This window comes from Novosphingobium arvoryzae (assembly GCF_014652615.1).
GTDB lineage: Bacteria > Pseudomonadota > Alphaproteobacteria > Sphingomonadales > Sphingomonadaceae > Novosphingobium > Novosphingobium arvoryzae.
Window position 1 is genome coordinate 1 of record NZ_BMZD01000013.1, and the last position, 18,142, is coordinate 18,142.

The following is an 18,142-nucleotide window of genomic DNA, read 5'->3' on the forward strand; positions in this document are numbered from 1 at the left end:
AGAAACCCGGCTGCCCTGCCATCACCGCCTCCGACGCCTCGTCGGCGAAGTGAATCAAATCCGACCTTCAAACGCCAGAGTTTTTCGAGGCGTCCAGTTGCGGGCCGGCTCCTACTTTCCCGGCTTCCTGGAACCCCGGAAGATGGTCGAGAAGGCTCTGGTCGCAGTGATCCAGGAGGCGTGGATCGGCGGCGTCAGCACCCGCCGGGTCGACGAACTGGTCCAGGCCATGGGCATGACCGGCATCTCCAAGTCCACGGTCTCCAAGCTGTGCAAGGATATCGACGAGCGCGTCCTGGCCTTCCTGAAGCGCCCGCTGACCGGCGAGTGGCCCTATCTCTGGCTCGACGCCACCTATCTCAAGGTGCGCGAAGGCGGGCGGATCATCAGCGTGGCCGCAATAATCGCCATGGCCGTCAACACCGAGGGCCGGCGTGAGATCGTCGGCCTGCACATCGGTCCGTCGGAAGCCGAGGTGTTCTGGTCCGACTTCCTCAAGGACCTCGTCAGGCGCGGCCTGACCGGCGTGAAGCTGGTCATCTCCGACGCCCACGAAGGCCTCAAGGGTGCGATCACCCGTGTCATGGGCGCCACCTGGCAGCGCTGCCGCGTTCACTTCATGCGCAACGCCCTGTCCTATGTGCCCAAGGGCCAGAACACCGTGGTTGCCGCCGCGATCCGCCAGGTCTTCCTGCAGCCCGACCAGAAAAGCGCGACGCAGGTCTGGCGGCAGGTCGCGGATCAGTTGCGCACCCGCTGGCCGAAGCTTGGCGCCTGCATGGACGAGGCCGAAACCGACGTGCTCGCCTACACCGGCTTCCCCACCCAGCACCGCACGAAATTACACTCCACCAATCCACTCGAGCGGCTGAACAAGGAGGTCAAGCGCCGTGCCGATGTCGTCGGCATCTTCCCCAACGAGGACAGCATCGTCCGCCTCGTCGGCGCGGTCCTGCTCGAACAGAATGACGAGTGGCAGATCCAGCACCGCTACATGCAGATCGAAGGCATGGCCGAACTCAACCAACCCATGATCGAGGAGGAAAATCAGCCCCTACACATCACCGCAAAGGCTGCCTGACGATGACCCAAGGCCACCGCCGAAATTACACCACGTTGACGGACGCGACCGGATCGTACTGCTGTAAAACAGAATGTGATCGAGGATATGCACTGTTTGACAGGCTTATTAAAAATCACATGCTGCCAAAAGCAAAAAGAACTGAAATTGAAGAAACTACAATGCAGCCAATGTGGTGCGCTTTCCATCTTGAATTTTTTGCCAAACTTATGCTGCTTGTAACTATAGAAATTATACCAAAAAATATAACTCCGATTATTGGATCTCGCTCCCCATCCCAAGGCATATTCGCCCAATTAAGTAAAAGCACAAGTGATAAAGCAGCGGAAATGACAAGCATCCAAATGCTCGAATTTTCGATATTATGAGTGTATTGAAATCCACAATGCGGACATGAAACCGCAGTCTCGTGAATTTCTTTTGCGCACCCTCTACAATAAAGCATCTCACCCCCCATAATTAAAAAATTGCGCTACATAAAATTATTGACCGTAATTCTTAGCTACGCACCGCCTGTAGATTTTCTGCGCTTTTACGAATAATATACATGCCAGCCCCGCAGCGTCAAAAGCAAACTGACAACTCACCCTTGCTCTTCTGTATCGTAGTCAATGTACCGCTGTATCCATCCGTTCGTCGGTGAAGCCTGATGCCACCAACTGCTTGGACTGTGGCCTCAAGGGTAAAATGCTGAAGCGGGATCTCAGCACCGAGCCAAACCTGATACCTGCAGAGCACAAGCCTCGCTGGAACCTTTCCACCAATCACCCCTCGTAGTTCCTGACTATGCGGAGAAGCGCAAGGAACTGGCGGTGAAGATTGGTCTCGGCCGTAAGCCTGATCAGGGCAAGAAGCCTGGTCGTCCGAAGAAGGCAGCAAACAGCTAGTAAGCGACGGCAAATTCAGCTTGCGAAAGCATGAGTGAGTTTAGCCGTCCGAATCCCTCACCTTCCACGGAAAACAGTTTACACCTGTTTATACCCTTTCAGGGAGGCCTTCACCAAGCGCTGCACGGTAACTTTATTGTTTAAATTCAACGCTTTGGTGGTGAGCCCTGCTGGGTTCGAACCAGCGACCTACTGATTAAAAGTCAGTTGCTCTACCGACTGAGCTAAGGGCCCGACCACGAGCGGCGCTTAGGGGGGCTGGCGCTTGCGGTCAAGCCGGTGCGAGCGGGTTTGCTCGGCGCAAGCGGTGGAGAAGCTGGCGCACGGTCAGGCCGTCCAGTGGATCGCGCCAGTCGGCGGCGATCGCCAGCGCCGGGGCGAGCACGAAATCGCGGGTGCGAAAGGCCAGGTGCGGCACGGTCAGACCGGGTGAGGACCACGCCCCGCCGCACCACAGCACGATATCGAGGTCCAGCACCCGCGTGCCCCAGCGCTGGCCGCCGCGCGTGCGGCCAAAGGCGCGCTCGATCCGCTTCAGCACAATAAGCAGCGCATCGGGCAGCAGGTTTGTCTCCACCACGGCCGCGCTGTTGGCATAGCGGCGCAGCGACGGGCCGATGGGCGCACTGCGGATCACCGGGCCGGCGCGCACCACGCGGATGCCCTCACCCTCCAGCGCGGCCAGCGCCGCGTGCAGCACACGCTCGGGCGCGCCGTGGCGGGCGTGGCGCTGGTTGGAGCCGAGGGCGATCAGATAGCGCTCGCCCATCGGCGGATCAGATGTCCTGCGCGATCCGGGTGTAGAGCTGCGGGCGGCGATCGCGGAAAAAGCCCATGCCGGCGCGGTGCGTGGCGGCGCGGGCAAGGTCCAGCGTCGCGGTCAGCACGCCGGTTTCGTCGGCGCCATATTCGGCCACCAGATCGCCCCATTCGTCGCTGATGAAACTGTGACCATAGAAGCGCTGGCCGTCCTCGGTCCCGATCCGGTTGGCGGCGATTACCGGCATGCAGTTCGACACCGCATGGCCGATCATCGCCCGGCGCCACATCCGGCTAGTATCGAGTGTGGCGTCATACGGTTCGGTCCCGATGGCGGTGGGATAGAGCAGGACTTCGGCCCCCAGCAGCGCCATCACCCGCGCGCATTCGGGATACCACTGGTCCCAGCAGATGCCGACGCCCAGCTTGTGGCCGAACAGGTCCCACACCTTGAACCCGTCATTGCCGGGACGGAAATAGTACTTTTCCTCATACCCCGGCCCGTCGGGAATGTGGCTCTTGCGGTAGGTGCCCAGGATTTCCCCATCCGGGCCGATCATGGCAAGGGTGTTGTAATAGTGGTGACCGTCCCGCTCGAAGAAACTGGTCGGGATCGCGACTTTCAGCTTCGCCGCCAGCGCCCGCATCGCGATGACCGACGGGTGCTGCGCCACCGGACGGGCCAGCGCGAACAGCGCCTCGTCCTCGACCTTGCAGAAATAGGGGCCGGAAAACAGCTCTGGCGGCAGGATCACTTGCGCGCCATCAGCCGCCGCCGCTTCCACCAAGGCGGAAACAGCGGCGATGTTGGCCTGTTCATCGTCACTGCCCAGCGGCAGCTGCAGCGCGGAGATGCGAAGGGTGCTCATCCCCTGCGCATTATCAGGGGCGCTTGCGGAACAAAAGCGTCATCCGGTCGGTTTCGCCAATCGCGGTCAGGCGCGCCTTTTCGGCATCGTCCTTGGCCCCGCGCATGGCGGGCGGCAGGGTCCAGACGCCTTCGGCATGGTTGGCCGGGTCCTTCTTGTTGGCGTTCGCCTCGCTCTTGCCGACGAAAGTAAAGCCGTTGATTTCCATTAACTTGATGATGTCCGCCTCGCGCATGTAGCCCTTGCTGCCATCGGTGTAGGAATAGGGCGCGGTCGGCTTGGCGCGGTGCTGTTCGATCCCGATCATGCCATCCGCTTTCAGCAGTTCACGCATCGCCTTGATTTCGCGGTCGGCGATGTTCCAGCGGGTCAGGTTGTGCATCATCCGCATGATCAGGATGCGGTCGAAAGTGCCCTTTTCCGCCGCCGGAACGGCATCGAGAGTATAGGCGGCAAACCGATCCGCCGGCATGCCCGACCAACCCGCCACATCCGCCGGGAACTTGGCAGCCCCGTCCCGAATGCCCTGCTGGCTCTTCTCGTTGAACGCACCCGAAGTGGGATCGAAGAACAGCCCCACGAACTTGCCATGCTCACCCAGGTACAGCCCCAGCAGGCGCGAATACCAGCCGCCGCCGGGCGCATATTCACCCACCTTCATGGTCGGCTCGACCTTGAAGAAGCTCAGCGTTTCGGCCGGCCGGCGATACTGGTCGCGGGCGCGGTCCTTCTCGCGCAGCGGACTGGCGACGGCTGCGGCGAGCGCGGCCTTGGCGTCCACCTTGTGGGCGTGGTGGTCATGCCCGGCCGACTGGGCCAGCGCGGGGGTGGCGGCAAGCAGCATCGTGCTCGCGGCAAGGGCGGCGAAAAGGCGCATGGATCGGATCTCCCGTGAGGAATTGTGCTCTGCGGCGCAACTTAGTTGCAGGCGGGGCGATGACAAGCCGCGACCTTGTACCTATTTGTCGCGGGATCGGCAGACAAGGGAGCGAACTTCTGATGGTGCAGGCAATTCTGGCAGGTGGCTGCTTCTGGTGCACCGAGGCGGTGTTCCGCGACGTGATCGGGGTGAGCGAGGTCGAAAGCGGCTATATCGGCGGCACCGTGCCCAACCCGACCTACAAGCAGGTCTGCGGCGGCGATACCGGCCATGCCGAGGCGATCCGCCTGACCTTCGATCCCGCCGTGATCGGCTATAGCGACCTGCTCGACATCTTTTTCGCGATCCATGACCCGACCCAGCTGAACCGGCAGGGCGGCGACATCGGCACGCAGTATCGCTCTGCCATCTTCCCGCTGGACGATACCCAGCGCGCCGAGGCCGAGGCCGGAATCGCCCGCGCCCAGCAGAACCGCAGCGAGCCGGTGGTCACCACCATCGAAGGTCCGGCCGAATGGTTCCCGGCCGAAGACTATCACCAGGAATACTGGGACGGCGAAGGGCAGCGGAACCCCTATTGCCTGGCGGTGATCCCGCCCAAGCTGATGAAGCTGCGCAAGAGCTTTGCCGCGCGGGTGAAAAGCTAAACCCGCCAGCGCGCGATAAAGAAGCCGTCCAGCCCGCCCGCTTCGGCCAGCATGGCCGGATCGGTGCGGCCCCAGCCTTCCGGCGTCGGGACAAGCCCGGCGGGGAGTTGATCGGCGCGGACGGGATCGGGGGTGAGAGCCACGCCTGCAGCCTGCTCCTCGCCCTCGGCACGCTCCAGCGAACAGACGGCATAGACCAGGCGGCCGCCCGGCTTGACCCACGCGATTGCCCGCGCCAGCAGCGCAGCCTGCAATTCCGCCAGTTCCGCGATCTGGCGCGGCCCGATCCGATGCAGCACATCGGGATGGCGGCGGCAGGTGCCGGTGGCGGTGCAGGGCGCGTCGATCAGCACCGCGTCAAACGGTGCGCCCGGCTCCCACGTCAGCGCATCGGCAGCGACCAGATCGGCGCTGAGGCCAGTGCGGTCAAGGTTGGCCTGCATCCGCTCCAGCCGCTTGGCGCTGGCATCGAGCGCCGTCACGTGCCACCCGGCCGCGGCGAGTTGCAGCGTCTTCCCGCCGGGCGCGGCGCAGAGGTCCAGCACGCGCCGCCCCGCGCCCGGCCCCAGCAACCGCGCGGGCAGGCTGGCGGCCAGATCCTGCACCCACCACGCACCGGCATCGAAGCCTTCGATGTTCTCCACCGCGTTGCCGCGCGGCAGGCGGAGGTGGCCGGGGGCGAGCGAAGTGCCGCCCAGCTTGTCCGCCCACTGCGCCGTGATCGCCGGATCGCGCAAGGTCAGGTCCAGCGGCGGCGGCTCAGCCAGTGCGGCGGCAATCTCAGCCGAGCGCTCGCCCCAGCGCTCCACCACCGGCGGCGGCAGGGTCGGCGCGGCGGGCAGCGTGACGCCACGCTTGACCAGCGTGGAAAACACCCCGTGCGCCAGCCGGCGCGGCCCACCGCTGAGCAGCTCAAGGCCCGTGGCGATGACGGCATGGGGCGGCGTATCCAGCCGCAGCCAGCCCGCCAGCATGATCCGCAGCACCGCGCGCGGCTTGGCATCATCGGGCAGCACTTGCCGCGTGGCGCTGTCGATCAGCGCGTCGAGGTCAGCCAGCCAGCGCAGGACTTCTCCCGCCAGCGCGCGAGCGAGCGCCTTGTCCGCCTGTCCGCGCACGCCTTGCAGCGCGCCGTTCGCGGCCTGATCCAGCGTTTCACCGCGCCGCAGCACGGCATCGGTCAGTTTCAGCGCTGCCTTGCGCGCGGGGAGGCCGGGAATATCCATGTCGGGCCTTTAGGCGGGATTGCGTCGCAGGGCCAGCACAGGCATGAGGCTGGCATGACCCAGCGTGCCACCCAGCGCCCCAAGCCCTTCGCCAAGCCCGCGCATTGGACCAATACGCCTGCGCCCAAACCGGCCGAGCCCAAGCTGTCGGACGATCCCGACGAGTTGTCACCCACCCGCTATGGCGATTGGGTGAAGAACGGCATCGCGATTGATTTCTAGGCCGTTTTCCGCCGCGCGGTGAACAGCAGCGCCAGGAAACCAACAGTAAACAGTGCGTCCCCGGCCAGCACCAGTCCGGTGCCCGGCGCGGCAGTTCCGGCCTGAACCGCTGGCAGCAGCAGCGCCACGATCCCCAGCTTGCCGATGATCCCGGCCCACAGCATAGGCGCGAACCGCGCGGGATCGCGGGCGGTGATGGCATAGACCACGCCAAAGCAGCAGACGAGCAGCGCCACGATCCGGTCGTTCACGGGCGCACCGGCCAGAGCCAGCCCCGGCAGCGCCACCACCCAGTTATAGGCCGCCGCCGCCCACAGCAGCCAGCTCCATCCTCTCGCCATCACTCATCCCCCGGTCGTTGTCGTCAGTCCGGCACCTTGCAGGTCCCCAGCCGCGCGAACCACGTGCGCGCCGCCTTGGCATCGCCTGCCAGCACCCGTGCGAGTTCGGGGGCCAGCCGCTGTTCGGTGGCCTTGTGCAGTTCAAACGCCTCGTCGCTGTCGATCAGGTACAGGCCCCAGTCCGCCGCCGTCTCGCCCGCCTTGGGGTCCACCAGCTGCGGCGGCAGCGCCCCGGCAGGCACTTTGACCTTGCCGCTGTCCAGCGCCTCGCCCCACAGCCCCCAGGTGGCACTGCAGGCAAAGAACACGCTTTCGTCCAGCTCCAGCGCAGGCGCGCTGGCAAAGGCCGTGCGCGCCGCCGCCCAGTCTGGCCCCTTCGCCCGCTTGGGCGCGGCCACCGCCACCGTGCCGGCCAGGGCGAGTGCGGACAGCATCAACAATCCGGTGAAGCGCGCGGCAGTGGCGGGGCGGGACATCGGGCCAATCTCCTGGTGGGTGCCACTGTGGGATAATGCCCCTGCCCAGCCGCGCAAGCCCTTGAATCCACCAGCTTGCGCTGGCCCGCGCGCTTGCCTAGACAAACAGCGGGCGCGCGCCCGGATGGGGAACAACTGACGATGCGTATCGCACTGCGGCGCGGTGCCATGCTGGGCCTGCCTACGCTTGGGGCGCTGGTGGCCGGAACCGCGCTGTCCAGCCAGAAGCCGCCTGCTCCCGCCAATTTCACGACTGAGGACCTGCGGCTCTGCGTTGCCGCCACGGCATACGCCACGGTCGACACCAAGGGTTCAACCAAGGCCCGCTACAGCGCAATCTTCGAGCGGTTTCACGCGGTCACCCCGAACGAGGATAACCTGACCATCGGGTATCGCTCGCGCATGCTCAAGACGAACCTCAGCTTCGATCAGGTCCGCAAGCTGGCCGATGCCTGCCAGCGCGCGCTGGACAAGGGCAAGCCGTTTGCCAACCCCTTCCCCGCCAAGACCAACGAGGCCGAATTCCAGCGTTTTCTGCGCGATGGCGATGGCCGTGATCATATGGAAGCGTTCTCGGACTATGACGGCAAGCATTGCCGGACCGCGCTGGCCTATGCTTGGTCGATCACCTCGGGCGACGAGAGCAAGCGCCATGTTGATAGCTTCCTGGCAATGGGGGCTTCGTTCCCTGAAGACCTGGAACTCTTCGGGGCGCGGACCAGGATGTTCAAGGCCCAGCTCGACGAAGCAGAGGTCATCCGCGTTGCTGAAGCCTGCCGGATTTCGATCAAAACCGGCACGCCCTTCATCAACCCGCTGGGCACCAAGGCGCATGAGACGGCGTATTACGCATGGCTGCGCGCCAATCCGGTCAAGACCGCCCCGGCCCAGGCCTCGGCCCCGTCATCAAGCAGTGGCCAATCGACCTACAGCCCCCCCGATCCGCTGATCGGGCGCTGCGATGCCACGCTGGAACGTACCCGTGCCGCCGCCACCAAGGATTTCCGCCTGGCGCAACAGGGAGTGCAGACCTACCTCAAGACCGGGGTCCGGATCGGCTTCGACTACATTCAATACGGCTGCCTCGAAATCGACAGCGGCATCAACGAGTTGCGCGGCATGAGCTGCCCGGCCGAGTACGCCAACGCCCTGCAACGCTTCCGCAGCGGATACTACATCGGCCTGCCCAGCGGATCGACGCTGCAGTGCAATTGACGGGCGGCGGGTTGCCCCCGCCGGCCCCATCAATAGCAGGTGGCGCGGTTGCGGATCTTGTCGGCGGTGTGCATCGCGCGAATGCCGACCGCGCCGGATACGCAGCTGAGCACACCCGCTGCCTTCAGCGATCCGATCCCGCCCGATTGCGGCTCGTAGAATTCGTACGACACGACGATCCCGCTCGACACCGTGGTCGATTCCGCACCGAACATCGTGCCAAGATTGCTGCGCTTGACCAGCGATGCCCCGTCGGCATCGATGGCCAGCACCAGCGTCGCCGGGCGCGGGCCATAACGGCGCAGTTGATCCTCCGCCGCTTCGATCAGGCTGCTGCCGCCCTGTGATCCAGGGCCGGACAACTCGCCAAGGAAGCCCTCGAACTCGGCGGCGAGCCTGGCCCGGCCCGCCTCTGCCCCGCCATCCCCGTCGCCGCAGCTGGCTTGTGGCGGCAGCGCCTTCAGCTGGTCGCCCAGCGTTTCGATGGCCGCGCGAAGCGTCTCGGCCCCGCCCGTTACGGCAGATGCCGGGGCGGACTTGCGCCGCGCGGCGATCTCGCCACGCACAGCCGTTACCAGCATGCCATCGCGCACGCGCGTGTTCAGGCCCTGATAGACGAAATCCTGCTTGAACAGGTTGAGCAGCGGGGTCGCCGCATTGAGCACATTGGTGATCGAGCCGAGGCTGTCGATCTCGCCCTTTTCGATCAGTTCACCCTGCACATTCGCGCGGCAGGCCTTGGTCCCGGTCGCCACGATACCGGCATAGCGCCCGGCGAAGCGGCCCAGCCGGTCACGCACCCGCACCATATCTTCCACCACGGGCAGCTGGTCGGCTCCTTGCAGTACGTCCCAGCCCATGCCGCCCACGGTGCTGGCGGAATCCTGCGCTTCCTTCGGCACGGGCAGGACCACCATCGTCAGCGATGAAAAGTCGGTCCCGGTGGCATCGACGATCCGCCGCGCCGTCTGTTTCACCGCCACCCCGGTCAGCAGCCGCGCTTCGATCCGGCCGACATCCGCGCCCAATACCGTCTGCCCCGAGGCCGATGCACCGAGCGGCGTTCCACCATCCTGCGCTGCGGCTCGTCCCGGCAGCGGAACGACTGCCGCCACCAGCGCCGCAACGGCGGTCATCCATCCTGTCGCGCCCAGCCTGTTCATCGCATCCATGCTCCCGTCCTGCGGCCCTGCCGATCTTCGCTCTGGAACACCGGTCCGCCGTCGTCGTTGATCCGGATCATACGCAGCGCTGGCAAGGGGCGGCGGCATTCACCACCGCCCCGATCGCTCAGCTGTCTGCGGGCAGGTACAGTTCGCTGCCCTTGTCCTTGTAGACCTGGCTCATCTCCGCCATGCCCTTTTCCGCGTCCTCGGCCGCGACGAAGGTTTCGACGGGCTGGTTCTGCTTGGCGGCAAAATCGCGCACTTCCTGGCTGATCTTCATCGAGCAGAACTTCGGCCCGCACATCGAGCAGAAGTGCGCGGTCTTTGCGCCTTCGGCCGGGAGCGTCTGATCATGGTACTGCTCCGCCGTGTCGGGATCGAGGCTGAGGTTGAACTGGTCGCGCCAGCGGAATTCGAACCGCGCCTTGCTCAGCGCATCGTCGCGCACCTGCGCAGCCGGGTGGCCCTTGGCCAGGTCGGCCGCGTGGGCCGCCAGCTTATAGGTCACCACGCCAACCTTCACATCGTCGCGGTCCGGCAGGCCGAGGTGTTCCTTGGGCGTGACGTAGCAGAGCATCGCCGTGCCAAACCAGCCGATCTGGGCCGCACCGATACCGCTGGTGATGTGGTCATAACCCGGCGCAATATCGGTCACGAGCGGCCCAAGCGTATAGAACGGGGCTTCGCCGCAGGCTTCCAGCTGCTTGTCCATGTTCTCCTTGATCTTGTGCATCGGCACGTGGCCGGGGCCCTCGATCATCACCTGCACGTCCTGGGCCCAGGCGCGCTTGGTCAGCTCGCCCAGGGTATAGAGTTCCGCGAACTGCGCTTCGTCGTTAGCGTCATAGATCGAACCGGGACGCAGGCCATCACCCAGCGAGTAGGCCACGTCATAGGCCTTCATGATCTCGGTGATTTCGTCGAACCGTTCATAGAGGAACGATTCCTTGTGATGCGCCAGGCACCACTTGGCCATGATCGAGCCGCCGCGCGACACGATCCCGGTCATCCGCTTGGCCGCCAGCGGGATGTAGGGCAGCCGCACCCCGGCGTGGATCGTGAAGTAATCGACGCCCTGCTCCGCCTGTTCGATCAGCGTATCGCGGAACACTTCCCAGGTCAGTTCCTCGGCAATGCCGCCGACCTTTTCCAGCGCCTGATAGATCGGCACGGTGCCGATCGGCACCGGGCTGTTGCGCAGGATCCATTCCCGGGTGTCGTGGATGTTGCGGCCCGTGGACAGGTCCATCACGGTGTCCGCGCCCCAGCGGATCGACCAGACCATCTTGTCCACTTCGCTCGCCACGTCAGAGGCCACGGCGGAGTTGCCGATGTTGGCGTTGATCTTGACCAGGAAGTTGCGGCCGATCGCCATCGGTTCGCTTTCCGGGTGGTTGATGTTGCTGGGGATGATCGCCCGCCCGCGCGCTACCTCGTCACGCACGAATTCGGGCGTTACGTAATCGGGGATCGCTGCGCCCCAGTCCTGCCCGTCGCGCTTGTATTCGCGCAGCATTTCGCGGCCCAGGTTTTCGCGCGTGGCGACGTATTCCATTTCCGGCGTGATGATGCCGCGCCGCGCATAGTGCATCTGGCTGACGTTCATCCCCGCCTTGGCGCGCAGCGGGCGCTGGACGACCTTGGGGAACGGCGGCACGCCGCCCGAACGGTCCGGCCCCAGCTGGCCGTTGTCCTCAGGCTTGACCGCGCGGCCCTGGTATTCCTCCACATCGCCGCGCGCCATGATCCAGTCACGGCGCAGCTGCGGCAGGCCGGCGGCGATGTCGATCGTCGCGGCGGGATCGGTATAGGGACCGGACGTGTCATAGACGCGCACCGGCGGCTCCCCGCTGGACGGTTCCAGGTAAATCTCGCGCATGGCGACGTTCAGCGGGCCGACGTGAATCTTCTTCGACCCCCGGATCGGCCCGGTGGTGACGCCAATTTCGAGCTTGCTGTTGATATCGGCCATGTGCGCTCCTTCATGGGCGCAGGGATGGCACGGGGGTTCACGAACCGGCCACTCCCTCCGCCCGTGCTAACGGGTTCAGGTTCAACGGGTCGGGCGTTGCGAACCGCCCCTCTCAGCATTTCCCAACTGGCCGCTGTTGCAAGCGGTTCGCGGGTGGCACGCTCCCCGGTGGATGACAGCTAGATAGACGCTGCGGCGCGGGCCGTCTAGGCGCTTGGACCAATGACCGTGCTTTACCGCCTGGATGCCCCTGCCGCCGCGCTGGCCCGCCACTTCGGCGCAGAGGCCGGGCGCGATCCGTGGGCGGGCGGACATGTTGCCCCGGGCGGCTTCGCCCCGGTCATCACGGCCGGGCGGGAATTCGTGGCGGGAGCGCGGCTGGAGCGCCAGCCGCGCCGTCTGATCCCCCGCCTGTGGGGCGTGCCGCCGCCATCGGCGGGCGACGCGGGGCGTCCCGGCGTGCTGAGCGTGCGCAATCCCGACAGCCCGTTCTGGATCGGCAACTTGCGCAACAGCGAGTTCCGCTGCCTGATACCGGCCACGGCCTTCATGGAATGGGGAAAGGGAACCGACGCCGAGGGCAAGCGCCGCCAGCACTGGTTTGCCTGCGCGGACCAGCCGCTGTTCGCCTTTGCCGGAGTGTGGAAGGACAGCGAGGTCGCCAGCTTCGCCCTGCTGACCTGCGAACCGAACGCGGCGCTGCGCCATGCGGGCCGGGATGCGATGCCGGTGATCCTGCCGCCCGATCCGGGGGCGTGGCAGCTGTGGCTGCATGGCGACTGGAAGCGGGCGCGGGAACTGATCGCGCCCTATCCCTCATCGCAGATGCTGGAGCGTTAACGCCCTATTGGAACCGCAGCAACGATGGCACTATCAGCACCAAGCCCAGCAGCGCCGTGCTGGTCGCCCAGCCGCGATGCATGTGCGCCAGCGTGCGCAGCCAGAACTGGGTGTAGATGTCGCAAAAGCCAAGGATCGCCAGCGCTTCGAACATCATCAGCCCGCCCATGGCCTTGAGCACGCAGGCCAGCAGGTCGGACGGGATCCACGGGTTGGACAGGTAGACCAGCGCGCCGATCAACAGCTCCAGCATCCCGCAGACAAATTGCAGCGCGGGCGAGCGTTCCACTTCCTCGATCATGGTGCGCCATGCGCCCGGCTTGCGCAGCGCCCCAATCCCCGCGAACAATGCGGTCGCGCCCAGCAGCAGCCCGGTCCAGGCCGTCGCGTCGAAAGTCCCAGTCATCCTTTAGTTCCCTCCAGCCCAGGTGGTTCTCCCCGGAGGATTATGTTTGCGGCACAATGCGCAGACTTGGCAACGTTGTCCAGAGCGCCTTTCCCCACTGGACTTTAATCGATCGCTTAAACATACTCCCCGACAATTCAGGAAATGACAGGCCCGGCAAACGGGCGAGGGAGAGTCTTGGCGATGGCATCACGTTTGCCCAGGGTCTGCATCATCGGTGCGGGCTGCAGCGGTTTCACCACGGCGAAGCGGCTCAAGGATTACGGCATCCCGTTCGATGTGTTCGAGGCATCGGACGACATCGGCGGCACCTGGTATTACAACAACCCCAACGGCATGTCGGCCTGTTACCAGAGCCTCCACATCGATACGTCGAAATGGCGGCTGGCGTTCGAGGATTATCCCGTTCCCGCCGACTGGCCGGATTACCCGCACCATTCGCAGTTGCTGCAATACTTCCACGATTACGTCGATCACTTCGGCTTGCGGCCGCATATCCGCTTCAACACGCGGGTCGAGGACGCGACGCGCGAGGCTGGCGGCGGCTGGCGGGTGACGCTCTCGACCGGCGAAGTGCTGCATTACGATGCGCTGGCAGTGGCGAACGGCCACCACTGGGCCGCGCGCATTCCCGAATATCCGGGCAGCTTCGATGGCGCACAGATCCATTCGCACCAGTATCGCACCCCGTTCGAACCCGTGAACTGTATCGGCAAGCGCGTGCTGGTGGTGGGCATGGGCAACAGCGCGATGGACATTGCCAGCGAGCTGTCGCAGCGGCCGATGGCGCAGAAGCTGTTCGTTTCGACCCGGCGCGGGGTCTGGGTCTTCCCGAAGTATTATCGCGGCCAGCCGCTCGACAAGAACCCGGCCCCGGCGTGGATGCCCAAGGGGCTGCGCCAGTGGCTGGGCGGACGCATGATCAAAAAGCTGGTCGGCAAGATGAGCGACTATGGCCTGCCCGAACCCGAAATCAGCCCGTTCGAAAGCCACGGCACGGTATCGGGCGAATTCCTGCTGCGGGCCGGATCTGGCGACCTGACGATGAAGCCGGGGGTGGAGCGGCTGGACGGTGACGGCGTGGTGTTCACCGACGGCAGCCGCGAACAGGTGGACGTGATCGTCTGGGCCACCGGCTATGACATCAGCTTCCCGTTCTTCAAGGACCCGGCCTTCACCGCCGACACCGACAACCGCCCGCCGCCGCTCTACAAGCGGATCATGAAGCCGGGCGTGCCGGACCTGTTCTACATGGGGCTGGCCCAGCCGCTGCCGACGCTGGTCAACTTCGCCGAGCAGCAGTCCAAGCTGGTCGGCGCCTATCTGGCGGGTCAGTACCTGCCGCCCGATCCGGCGGAAATGGAGCGGATCATCGCCACGGACGAGGAATACTACACCGGCCAGTATTACGCCGCGCGGCGTCACACGATCCAGCTCGACTTCGATCATTACGTCCGCGCGCTGAACAAGGAACTCGCCAAGGGTGCCAGGCGCGCGGCAGCGGCGGGCAATGCCCTGCCGGTCCGGTCCCGCCAGATGGAGGCAGCATGACCATGCAGGAACGTCCGCTCAACCCGTTCGACGTCAGCCAGGACGCGCTCTATGTCGAGGACACCTGGCGCGAGCCCTTTGCCCGGCTGCGGGCCGAAATGCCGTTGTCCTGGCGCGAGGAAAGCCCCTTTGGTGCCTATTGGTCTGCCGTGACGCACGATCTGGTGCAGGAAGTGGAACTGCGCCACGATGTGTTCTCATCCCGCTGGGACATGGGCAACATCACCATTGCCGATGCCGTCAATGGCGAGGGGTTCCCCAACTTCATCGCGCAGGATCCGCCGATCCACACCGCCCAGCGCCGCGTGATCGCCCCCGCCTTTTCGCCAAGCCAGATGCTGAAGCTGGACAAGCAGGTCCGCGAACGCACGAAGATGCTGATGGACGGCCTGCCGGTGGGCGAACCGTTCGATTGGGTAGAGCGCGTCTCGATCCCGCAGACGCTGGGGATGCTGTGCATCCTGTTCGACATGCCGTTCGAGGAATGGCGCGACATCAAGCGCTGGTCCGATTGGGCTAGCGGCGTTTCCGCCGAGAACCTGAACGACGAATACCGCGCGCAGTTCCTGGCCCAGATGGGCGAGATGCTGGCCCGGTTCGACCGCGAGCTGGAAGACCGCCGGGGCAAGCCACCCACCGACGACCTGCTCAGCCGGATGGTTCATTCCGAAGCGATGGGCCACATGGAGCCGATGGAGCGGATCGCCAATATCGCGCTGCTGATCGTCGGCGGGAACGACACCACCCGCAATTCGATGACCGCGCTGGTCGAAGCCTTCGACAAGTATCCCGACCAGCTCGAACGCCTGCGCGCCGACCGGTCGCTGATCCCCAACGCCGCACAGGAAATCATCCGCTGGCAATCGCCCGTCACCCACATGCGCCGCACCGCCCTGGAGGACACCGAGCTGGGCGGGCAGGTGATCCGCAAGGGCGAGAAGATCGTGATGTGGTACATCAGCGCCAACCGTGACGAGCGCGTGTTCCCGGATGCCGAACGGTTTGACGTGGGCCGCGAGAATGCCCGCCGCCACCTGGGCTTCGGCCACGGCATTCATCGCTGTGTCGGCGCCAAGCTGGCCGAAAACCAGCTGGCCACGCTGATCGGCGAGATTGTCGATCGCAACATCCGGATCGTCCCGCAAGGCGCGCCGGAGCGGCTGCCAAGCCCGTTCCTGCATGGCTTCACATCGCTGCCGGTGCGGATCGAACCGCAGTGAGCGGCTGGAACACCCTGCTGGTCGAACAGGAGGGGCCGATCCTGTGGGTCCGGCTCAACCGGCCAGAAGTGCTGAACGCCTATACCAGTGAAATGGGCACGGAACTGGTCCGCGCCTTTGCGCAGGCTGACGGTGACGACAGCGTGGCCGTGGTGGTGCTGACTGCCACCGGGCGGGTGTTCTGCGCCGGGGCCGACGTTTCAGCGGGCGCGGGGGCGTTCGATACCGAATCCGGCGAGGGCGCAAAGAACTTTGGCCCAGCCGACGGTTCGCGCGGGAACAGCAACTTCATCCGCGCGATGATGGATTGCCGCAAGCCATCGATCGTGGCGTTCAACGGCTCGGCGGCCGGCGTCGGCCTGACGCTGACCCTGCCCTGCGATATCCGGATCGCCGCCGACACGGCGAAATTCGGCTGCGTATTCACCCGGCGCGGGCTGGTGCCCGAAGCGGGGTCGGCCTGGTTCCTGCCCCGGCTGGTCGGCCTGTCCACCGCGCTGAAGTGGTGCCTGACCGGCGCCCTGGTTCCGGCGACTGAGGCGCTGGCGGCCGGACTGGTGAGCGAAACCGTCCCCGCCGATCAGGTCGAGACACGCGCACGCGCACTGGCGCTGGAAATCGCCGCCAACTGCTCTCCGGTCGCGCTGGCGCTGACCCGGCGGATGCTGTGGCACTTTTCCGGCGATACCGGACCGGGCGGCGCGCTGTCGGTCGATGCTGCGCTCAACATCGCGCTGGGGGCAAAAGGCGACGTCCACGAAGGTGTTGCCGCGTTTCTGGAAAAGCGCGCGCCCGATTTCCCGCTGACCGTCAGCGCCGACATGCCGGCCACACCTTGGTGGCCGGACGAACCGGAAAACCGCCGCCAGGGCAATCCCGCTTAGAGCGGATTGTCCAGCTGGATGATCGCTTCGGTGCTCTTGCGCTTGCCATCCCACGGCTGGCGCGGGGCGTTGAGCGCGGCCAGCACCGGCGCATCGCGGCCGTAGAGATCATTGAACTGGCCCAGTTTGCCCGAAATGTCCGACGCCACGGTGAAATAGGTCAGATAGACCGGGAAAGTCCGGGTCATCGGCACGCGGGTGTAAGTGCCCGACTTGACGATCTCGACCGCTTCTTCCTTGCTCAACCCGCCACCCAGGATGCCCATCGTGATGGCCAGTTCCAGCGCCCGCTCGGTGCGGATGCACCCATGGCTGAGCGCCCGGGCTGCCTGGTTGAACAGGTGCCGCCCCGGCGTGTCGTGCAGGAAGATCGCATGCTCGTTCGGCATGTCGAGCTTCATCATGCCCAATGCGTTCTGCGGCCCCGGCTGCTGGACCACATAGATCGTGCCGTCCTTGGCCTTGGTCACCTTGTAATTCTCGCGCGCGGCGCGGGCTGGATTGGCGAGCAATTGTGCGCCCAGTCCTTCACCCTTCACGATCGACTGCGGCACGGTCCAGGTGGGGTTGAAGATCACGCCCTCGACCACTTCGGCCAGCTGCGGGGTCGCCGTGCGGCCCGGCTTGCCGACGATTGTGCGATAGCTGCGGATGATCTCGTTATCGACCGTCAGGCGCAGCTGGAATTCGGGCACGTTGGTCAGCAGATAGGCCTTGCCCAGATCGCGCGGCATCCAGCGCCAACGGTCAAGGTTGACGCGCAGGGTGTTGCGCATCGTTTTGTTGGCCGCAGGGGTGGCGGCCAGACGGGCCTTGAGCACCGCGTAATCGGGATGGGTCGGGGCCAGCCCCTCGATCGCGCCCGCGATATCGCCGCTCGCCAATGCCTGCGCCATCACGGTTTCGGTTGGCGATGCGTCCACGTCGGGGTCAACCACGAACCACTGGTGACGCGCATCCATCCGGGTACGGCCATCGCGCATGTCCTCGACCAGCCAGGTAAAGCTGCGGCTGGCCTGCGCGTCCAGCGCGGGCCCCGCGCCCGCCAAAATCGCGGCGCGCAGGTCGCCCAGCTGATAATCCGCCGGAACCAGACCATGCGCGCCGATCTGTTCGATCACGCCCACCAGCGCCTGTGCGTTGGCCAGGCTCCAGTTCATCACCGGATCGATCACCGGGGCCGGCGGCATCACGGTAGCGGCCGGATCGCCCGGCAGTGCCACCGGTGCCTGCGTTGCGGGAACGGCCGGCTGCGTCGGAGGGACAGGCCTGGACGGAGCGGGCGCCGGCGTCGGCAGGATGTTTTCCGGCGCGCCGGCGGATTGCGCAGAGACGGCGCTGGCCCCAAGCAACAGCGAAATCCCCAGAATTGCCCGGCCAGCACCGCGCGTACGGCCGATCATGCCCCGAAACTGCATCGTCAACTCCATTCGGCCAGCAGGCCGGTAACTCCTCTGGGCATCTTTTGCCCACAAGCTCCCGCCCCTTCAAGCATCGAGC

Annotated in this window: 19 protein-coding genes, 1 tRNA gene, 1 pseudogene and 1 riboswitch; of the genes and pseudogenes, 10 read left to right on the forward strand and 11 right to left on the reverse strand. The window is 65.3% G+C overall.

From position 1 onward, the window contains the following. The 3 genes and pseudogenes from IE113_RS15460 to IE113_RS16460 all read left to right on the forward strand — a co-directional run. Nucleotides 1-1,081, forward strand: a 1,081-nt coding sequence (locus tag IE113_RS15460) for an IS256 family transposase (RefSeq protein ID WP_229822623.1), incomplete at its 5' end; no start/stop codon positions are given. Between the two features lie 2 nt (nt 1,082-1,083). Continuing rightward, nucleotides 1,084-1,449 (forward strand): hypothetical protein, encoded by a 366-nt coding sequence (locus IE113_RS15465; protein ID WP_189543106.1) that lies wholly within the window; start codon nt 1,084-1,086, stop codon nt 1,447-1,449. Between the two features lie 250 nt (nt 1,450-1,699). Next, a pseudogene (locus tag IE113_RS16460) lies at nt 1,700-1,968 on the forward strand (MucR family transcriptional regulator); the annotation flags it as partial. A 158-nt stretch (nt 1,969-2,126) separates the two neighbouring features. Here the strand turns inward: IE113_RS16460 and IE113_RS15475 are convergent. From IE113_RS15475 to IE113_RS15490, 4 genes are all read right to left on the reverse strand, one after another. Then, nucleotides 2,127-2,202 (reverse strand) — tRNA-Lys (locus IE113_RS15475). A gap of 37 nt (nt 2,203-2,239) precedes the next feature. Then, a complete protein-coding gene (gene folK / locus IE113_RS15480; protein WP_189543108.1) occupies nt 2,240-2,737 on the reverse strand; it encodes a 2-amino-4-hydroxy-6-hydroxymethyldihydropteridine diphosphokinase in 498 nt (165 codons plus the stop codon). Between the two features lie 7 nt (nt 2,738-2,744). After that, on the reverse strand, nt 2,745-3,596 hold the full coding sequence (gene aguB / locus IE113_RS15485) for an N-carbamoylputrescine amidase (RefSeq protein ID WP_189543111.1): 852 nt from the start codon (nt 3,594-3,596) through the stop codon (nt 2,745-2,747). 13 nt (nt 3,597-3,609) lie between these two features. Beyond that, nucleotides 3,610-4,473, reverse strand: a complete 864-nt coding sequence (locus IE113_RS15490) for a class I SAM-dependent methyltransferase (RefSeq protein ID WP_189543113.1) — start codon at nt 4,471-4,473, stop codon at nt 3,610-3,612. Between the two features lie 122 nt (nt 4,474-4,595). Here IE113_RS15490 and msrA point away from each other — a divergent pair, with 122 nt between their 5' ends. Continuing rightward, on the forward strand, nt 4,596-5,123 hold the full coding sequence (msrA, locus tag IE113_RS15495; protein ID WP_189543115.1) for a peptide-methionine (S)-S-oxide reductase MsrA: 528 nt from the start codon (nt 4,596-4,598) through the stop codon (nt 5,121-5,123). Here the strand turns inward: msrA and IE113_RS15500 are convergent. Further along, nucleotides 5,120-6,349, reverse strand: a complete 1,230-nt coding sequence (locus IE113_RS15500; protein ID WP_189543117.1) for an RsmB/NOP family class I SAM-dependent RNA methyltransferase — start codon at nt 6,347-6,349, stop codon at nt 5,120-5,122. The genes msrA and IE113_RS15500 overlap by 4 nt on opposite strands. 54 nt (nt 6,350-6,403) lie before the next feature. Here IE113_RS15500 and IE113_RS15505 point away from each other — a divergent pair, with 54 nt between their 5' ends. Further along, the gene (locus IE113_RS15505) at nt 6,404-6,571 is read left to right on the forward strand and encodes a DUF1674 domain-containing protein (RefSeq protein ID WP_189543119.1); all 168 of its coding nucleotides are present in this window, start codon (nt 6,404-6,406) and stop codon (nt 6,569-6,571) included. Here the strand turns inward: IE113_RS15505 and IE113_RS15510 are convergent. Further along, the gene (locus IE113_RS15510; protein ID WP_189543121.1) at nt 6,568-6,912 is read right to left on the reverse strand and encodes a hypothetical protein; all 345 of its coding nucleotides are present in this window, start codon (nt 6,910-6,912) and stop codon (nt 6,568-6,570) included. The two genes, IE113_RS15505 and IE113_RS15510, sit on opposite strands and share 4 nt — an antisense overlap. Before the next feature lie 23 nt (nt 6,913-6,935). Continuing rightward, complete coding sequence (locus IE113_RS15515) at nt 6,936-7,388, reverse strand: hypothetical protein (protein WP_189543123.1); 453 nt, start codon at nt 7,386-7,388, stop codon at nt 6,936-6,938. A 141-nt stretch (nt 7,389-7,529) separates the two neighbouring features. On the opposite strand from IE113_RS15515, the gene IE113_RS15520 reads away from it, so the two are divergent. Next, a complete protein-coding gene (locus IE113_RS15520) occupies nt 7,530-8,603 on the forward strand; it encodes a hypothetical protein (protein ID WP_189543125.1) in 1,074 nt (357 codons plus the stop codon). Nucleotides 8,604-8,632: 29 nt separating this feature from the next. Here the strand turns inward: IE113_RS15520 and IE113_RS15525 are convergent, their stop codons facing one another. Further along, on the reverse strand, nt 8,633-9,775 hold the full coding sequence (locus tag IE113_RS15525; RefSeq protein ID WP_189543127.1) for a hypothetical protein: 1,143 nt from the start codon (nt 9,773-9,775) through the stop codon (nt 8,633-8,635). Between the two features lie 118 nt (nt 9,776-9,893). Next, on the reverse strand, nt 9,894-11,741 hold the full coding sequence (gene thiC / locus IE113_RS15530) for a phosphomethylpyrimidine synthase ThiC (RefSeq protein WP_189543129.1): 1,848 nt from the start codon (nt 11,739-11,741) through the stop codon (nt 9,894-9,896). Between the two features lie 35 nt (nt 11,742-11,776). Continuing rightward, nucleotides 11,777-11,919: riboswitch (TPP riboswitch) on the reverse strand. A 44-nt stretch (nt 11,920-11,963) separates the two neighbouring features. On the opposite strand from thiC, the gene IE113_RS15535 reads away from it, so the two are divergent. Next, nucleotides 11,964-12,581 (forward strand): SOS response-associated peptidase, encoded by a 618-nt coding sequence (locus IE113_RS15535; protein WP_189543131.1) that lies wholly within the window; start codon nt 11,964-11,966, stop codon nt 12,579-12,581. 4 nt (nt 12,582-12,585) lie between these two features. Here the strand turns inward: IE113_RS15535 and IE113_RS15540 are convergent, their stop codons facing one another. Further along, nucleotides 12,586-12,987, reverse strand: a complete 402-nt coding sequence (locus IE113_RS15540; RefSeq protein WP_189543133.1) for a hypothetical protein — start codon at nt 12,985-12,987, stop codon at nt 12,586-12,588. Between the two features lie 183 nt (nt 12,988-13,170). On the opposite strand from IE113_RS15540, the gene IE113_RS15545 reads away from it, so the two are divergent. The 3 genes from IE113_RS15545 to IE113_RS15555 are packed head-to-tail and all read left to right on the forward strand — an operon-like array spanning nt 13,171 to nt 16,642. Further along, nucleotides 13,171-14,538 carry a flavin-containing monooxygenase gene (locus IE113_RS15545; protein ID WP_189543135.1) on the forward strand — a complete coding sequence of 456 codons (1,368 nt, stop codon included), beginning with the start codon at nt 13,171-13,173 and terminating at the stop codon, nt 14,536-14,538. Beyond that, nucleotides 14,535-15,758 carry a cytochrome P450 gene (locus tag IE113_RS15550; protein WP_189543137.1) on the forward strand — a complete coding sequence of 408 codons (1,224 nt, stop codon included), beginning with the start codon at nt 14,535-14,537 and terminating at the stop codon, nt 15,756-15,758. Before IE113_RS15545 ends, IE113_RS15550 begins: the two co-directional genes overlap by 4 nt. Then, a complete protein-coding gene (locus IE113_RS15555; RefSeq protein WP_189543138.1) occupies nt 15,755-16,642 on the forward strand; it encodes an enoyl-CoA hydratase-related protein in 888 nt (295 codons plus the stop codon). The genes IE113_RS15550 and IE113_RS15555 overlap by 4 nt, the downstream gene beginning before the upstream one ends. Here the strand turns inward: IE113_RS15555 and IE113_RS15560 are convergent. Then, nucleotides 16,639-18,045, reverse strand: a complete 1,407-nt coding sequence (locus tag IE113_RS15560; RefSeq protein ID WP_189543140.1) for a L,D-transpeptidase family protein — start codon at nt 18,043-18,045, stop codon at nt 16,639-16,641. The genes IE113_RS15555 and IE113_RS15560 overlap by 4 nt on opposite strands. Nucleotides 18,046-18,142 lie beyond the last annotated feature (97 nt).

Coding starts and splice junctions, on each gene's coding strand:
- IE113_RS15465 (WP_189543106.1), top strand. CDS start 1,084: ATGACCCAAGGCCACCGCCGAAATTACACCACGTTGACGGACGCGACC.
- folK (WP_189543108.1), bottom strand. CDS start 2,737: ATGGGCGAGCGCTATCTGATCGCCCTCGGCTCCAACCAGCGCCACGCC.
- aguB (WP_189543111.1), bottom strand. CDS start 3,596: ATGAGCACCCTTCGCATCTCCGCGCTGCAGCTGCCGCTGGGCAGTGAC.
- IE113_RS15490 (WP_189543113.1), bottom strand. CDS start 4,473: ATGCGCCTTTTCGCCGCCCTTGCCGCGAGCACGATGCTGCTTGCCGCC.
- msrA (WP_189543115.1), top strand. CDS start 4,596: ATGGTGCAGGCAATTCTGGCAGGTGGCTGCTTCTGGTGCACCGAGGCG.
- IE113_RS15500 (WP_189543117.1), bottom strand. CDS start 6,349: ATGGATATTCCCGGCCTCCCCGCGCGCAAGGCAGCGCTGAAACTGACC.
- IE113_RS15505 (WP_189543119.1), top strand. CDS start 6,404: ATGACCCAGCGTGCCACCCAGCGCCCCAAGCCCTTCGCCAAGCCCGCG.
- IE113_RS15510 (WP_189543121.1), bottom strand. CDS start 6,912: ATGGCGAGAGGATGGAGCTGGCTGCTGTGGGCGGCGGCGGCCTATAAC.
- IE113_RS15515 (WP_189543123.1), bottom strand. CDS start 7,388: ATGTCCCGCCCCGCCACTGCCGCGCGCTTCACCGGATTGTTGATGCTG.
- IE113_RS15520 (WP_189543125.1), top strand. CDS start 7,530: ATGCGTATCGCACTGCGGCGCGGTGCCATGCTGGGCCTGCCTACGCTT.
- IE113_RS15525 (WP_189543127.1), bottom strand. CDS start 9,775: ATGGATGCGATGAACAGGCTGGGCGCGACAGGATGGATGACCGCCGTT.
- thiC (WP_189543129.1), bottom strand. CDS start 11,741: ATGGCCGATATCAACAGCAAGCTCGAAATTGGCGTCACCACCGGGCCG.
- IE113_RS15535 (WP_189543131.1), top strand. CDS start 11,964: ATGACCGTGCTTTACCGCCTGGATGCCCCTGCCGCCGCGCTGGCCCGC.
- IE113_RS15540 (WP_189543133.1), bottom strand. CDS start 12,987: ATGACTGGGACTTTCGACGCGACGGCCTGGACCGGGCTGCTGCTGGGC.
- IE113_RS15545 (WP_189543135.1), top strand. CDS start 13,171: ATGGCATCACGTTTGCCCAGGGTCTGCATCATCGGTGCGGGCTGCAGC.
- IE113_RS15550 (WP_189543137.1), top strand. CDS start 14,535: ATGACCATGCAGGAACGTCCGCTCAACCCGTTCGACGTCAGCCAGGAC.
- IE113_RS15560 (WP_189543140.1), bottom strand. CDS start 18,045: ATGATCGGCCGTACGCGCGGTGCTGGCCGGGCAATTCTGGGGATTTCG.